General features: G+C 30.5%; 5 protein-coding genes and 1 pseudogene. All 6 read left to right on the top strand.

Annotation, left to right across the window (positions count from 1 at the left end):
- Window positions 1–457, top strand: a 457-nt coding sequence (locus Q0625_RS07430; RefSeq protein ID WP_298825258.1) for a hypothetical protein, incomplete at its 5' end; no start/stop codon positions are given.
- A 68-nt stretch (window positions 458–525) separates the two neighbouring features.
- The gene (locus Q0625_RS07425; RefSeq protein WP_298825255.1) at window positions 526–1,431 is read left to right on the top strand and encodes a hypothetical protein; all 906 of its coding nucleotides are present in this window, start codon (window positions 526–528) and stop codon (window positions 1,429–1,431) included.
- A 66-nt stretch (window positions 1,432–1,497) separates the two neighbouring features.
- On the top strand, window positions 1,498–2,061 hold the full coding sequence (locus Q0625_RS07420) for a DUF1629 domain-containing protein (RefSeq protein ID WP_298825252.1): 564 nt from the start codon (window positions 1,498–1,500) through the stop codon (window positions 2,059–2,061).
- Between the two features lie 163 nt (window positions 2,062–2,224).
- A complete protein-coding gene (locus Q0625_RS07415) occupies window positions 2,225–2,830 on the top strand; it encodes a hypothetical protein (protein ID WP_298825248.1) in 606 nt (201 codons plus the stop codon).
- Window positions 2,831–2,912: 82 nt separating this feature from the next.
- Window positions 2,913–3,221 carry a hypothetical protein gene (locus Q0625_RS07410; protein WP_298825244.1) on the top strand — a complete coding sequence of 103 codons (309 nt, stop codon included), beginning with the start codon at window positions 2,913–2,915 and terminating at the stop codon, window positions 3,219–3,221.
- Between the two features lie 180 nt (window positions 3,222–3,401).
- Window positions 3,402–3,609 (top strand): annotated as a pseudogene (locus Q0625_RS07405) (hypothetical protein); the annotation flags it as partial.

Here is a 3,609-nt window from a genome sequence, read left to right as displayed (position 1 = left end):
TTATTTTCCTAAAACGAAAAGTATCAAGGAATTGGATATTATGAATTATAGTGAAGAATTATTTGACATTTCATTTTTAATAAGTGAGAGAGCTTACGAAATTCTTGCTAAATATAGGCTTCCCATTCACAACAAAATACCTGCAAAAATAGCTACTTTCTCACAAGACTATTTTTTAGTAGGCTTTCCTACCCTTTTGGCTAATACATTTGATTTCGATAAAAGTATATTTTATAATGAAGAGGGAAAGGTAACATTTAGAGATGTAAATGACTATGAAAACGCAGCGTATAATAGACATATGGCTATACCTTATTTATTATATTTAAATATTCAAATGGAATATGATGTGATAAAAACACGAAAAGGTTTGTTTTTTGCACAATCACTTGTTGAAGAATTAGAGAAAGAAGCAATTACAGGATATGTTATAGAAAATGGAATATTGGAAAATTAGGTAACGTTTCAGTTGTGTTGCTACAAACACTACCCCATATAGAAAAGCGTTTTTAAAGCCTATAAAATATGAAACATTTAACGATTACAATGCCAGAAGTCCCCTCATTAACAAGTGATGATGAGCATAAGATTATTAGTTTCTTTAATAAAGAAATTAAAAGACTTAAAAAAGATGATGATTGCTTGTCGTCAACATCTGAAATAATAGAGGGGATTAAGCAGAGAATCCGTAAGAAAATTAAAGAGAATGAAGATGGATATGAAAAAGCAAGTTGTTTGCGGTCTTCCATAGGAATTCATTTGGATACACTGCCCAAGCACTTGTTGCTTAATGGAGACAAAGAGGCGTGGCTATACTTTACTAAAAATTTGCTTTGGCAGGAGAAAATTATTATCGAATTATTCAGCTTGCCTCAAATTCCTGATCGGTATAGTGTAATAGCACCCTCAAGTAAGAGTTTAGGCGGCTTATTGGCACTTTCCACTATTTGGGGCAAAGAGGAAATGAGCTCTATTTTTAGAAAATATATAAATTTGTATTTCAGTGATTATAAAGATAGTTATAAGAAAGGAGAACAACATCATTTATTTGTATTTACCCTGTATGATTTACTTAAAACAAAACAACTAAATGAAGATTTCCTAACAATGTTGCCTGAAGACACTATTTATAAAAAATTCCTGTCGGTATGGGATACCAGAGACTTAGAAATTTTAGGTAAGGTTCTATATGAAATTTGCAATCAACATATTTTCAGTGCAATGCATACAGCTACTAAGTTCAGTGAAATCTTTAATTTTGCTTTTATTCCTTATGAAATAAAACTTATTGAATTATTACGCAGGCAAGAACAACTTGAAACCCCTATCGTGAATCACCCCTTACTAAACACACCCCTTGCCGAAATACCTTTAGAAGTCCCTTTTTGGAATGTACAGCAAGATGAGGTATTGAAAATGTTGGATAGATAATCGTTTTTAGTCTAATAGAGCGTGCGAGCAAAACCTCACAAGAAAGAATCATTAAATGTAGGTAAAATGAAATATTACGAATTATATGAAAAATATAAGAGAAGTGCCTACTTCTTTTATAGTGAAGAAAATAAGATAGATAGATTCGATTTCTTTAAAGGAAAACAGGTTGCATCTGACGATCCTATTATTTACGAAGTAGATAAAATAGATACTTACTTAGAAAAGTATGACTATCTTCCTGTAGCCGACGGACCTCCTTTGGTAAGTAAGCGATTTAGAGAAGTGTTTGATCATTTAGAAAAAGAGAGGCAAATAGCTTATTTGAGAGCAAAAATTATTGCTGAAAACGGAGAAATCAACGATAATTACTTTGTGATGGTCTTGTTGAAAACATTTAAGGGGATTGATTTTGAAAAATCTGTAGTGAAAAAGGACTCTTTTGGAACGATACAAATACAAAAGTTATTCTTAACAGAGAATTTTATGCTCAATAGTTCTATTTGTAGATTAGAGGAGAAAGAATCTGTTATAATTGTCAATGAAGAGTTTAAAAAATTATCTTTGAAGCATAAGTTAAAAGGTCTGGACTTTGTTGAGGAAGGATATTCTATTTATACCAATCTATAATATCAGCTGTGTTGTTAAACTTATTACATTACTCCAAAATCACTATGTAGAACTATCGAGACAAATGTTTTTAAAACCTAATTAATTAGGACAGTAGCAACAAGAGGCGTGGCAGTAGGGCAAAACACTCATACTAGCGGAGAAATTTTAAAATCTATGAATAATGGAAAAAATGTTTTACTTAATAAGTGATCCTTCTCAAAATATTCCAGAAGCGGATAACAATTGGATTGAAGATCTAAAAAATAAAGAAATAATCTGTTCTTGTGGGAATGTTATATCCCCCTCACCTATTGATATATATCTTAGTGAAAAGTTTAGAAAAAACTTTGCCCCACTTACTGCTGTTATAGGAGCGAATATTCAAATGTTACGAAAAGACCTTATACCTATATTAGAAATAAAAAATATAGAAAAAATGTTTTTTATAGGGGATGTATATGATGTAAATAAAAAGAAATCTGAAGACTATATTTCAATGGTTCCTAAAAAAGTAGTTCCTATAAGAGGAGGAAAGGAATCCTCCTGCAAAAGATGTGAGCAATGTGGTAGAGTAATGTATTTTCCACTTCCTTTGAATAATTGGTATATTCTAAAAAATGATATTCCAAATTTGCCCTTATTTCCTAGTACTCTTAATGGGATTATTATAGATGAGTTAAAATATAAAGAATTAAAATTGTCAGGGATAAAGAAAATAGGTTATGACAAACTGAAAGTATTAAATAAAGCAATAGATGGTTATGATAGCTTCTTTAATGTAGATTAATAATATAAGGCTTAATTGATATAGTCATTAAGCTACATGCTTACACCAAGTAGGGAATATATAGAACTTAATTTAGAAGAGAATGGCAGCAGAAGTATATATTATATTTGAGGACAAAAAGTGGTATTATATGAATAAAGAGAGAATAGAAGAAAAGATATACTCTTTAAGGACTTTTCTTTATTCCAACAATGGTGAGTTTTGGTTACAAGATGCTGAGTACAAGAATACTTGGCCTTTTAATGTGAGGATATTTCTAAAAGATGAATATATTGTGGTTGAAATTAGTTCTCATCCACCAAATATAGAGATATCAGTAGAAGACTTTTTTGATTGGTTTAAAAAGCAAACTACTGTAAAGATACAAGATGAAGATGGGGAGCCTTGGTAATATATCAGCAGTGTTGTTAAAAAATTAAAGCGCTAACACAATTAGCATAATGTAAAAGTACCCTCTTTATATCTCATAAAAATAAGAGTTTTTAAAACCTAATTGATAGGAATCGAGCTGCAAGGAATATGCCAGTGTAGTGAGTGGATTTTTAGAAATAACCATAAAAATTCTAAAATAATGAAACTATATAAAATTATATTTTTATTTTGGATTTATAATATTTTCGCGATATTTCAGTTCTCTTGGATGGCTGGAAGTTGGTTTGATACGGAAGATCTAATGCAACGAATGGATTATGAAATATACAAACCACCTCTGTGGCAATATGAGGTGTATTACATATTGTTTGGGGCGTATGTAGTGATTTGTTCTTTGTTATTATACC

The sequence above is a fragment of the uncultured Capnocytophaga sp. genome (assembly GCF_938029845.1).
Taxonomy (GTDB): domain Bacteria; phylum Bacteroidota; class Bacteroidia; order Flavobacteriales; family Flavobacteriaceae; genus Capnocytophaga.
This window is presented reverse-complemented; position numbering and strand designations above follow the sequence as displayed.

What these genes read in the sequence shown, in the direction of transcription:
- Q0625_RS07425 (WP_298825255.1), top strand. Translation starts at nt 526, where the DNA reads ATGAAACATTTAACGATTACAATGCCAGAAGTCCCCTCATTAACAAGT.
- Q0625_RS07420 (WP_298825252.1), top strand. Translation starts at nt 1,498, where the DNA reads ATGAAATATTACGAATTATATGAAAAATATAAGAGAAGTGCCTACTTC.
- Q0625_RS07415 (WP_298825248.1), top strand. Translation starts at nt 2,225, where the DNA reads ATGGAAAAAATGTTTTACTTAATAAGTGATCCTTCTCAAAATATTCCA.
- Q0625_RS07410 (WP_298825244.1), top strand. Translation starts at nt 2,913, where the DNA reads ATGGCAGCAGAAGTATATATTATATTTGAGGACAAAAAGTGGTATTAT.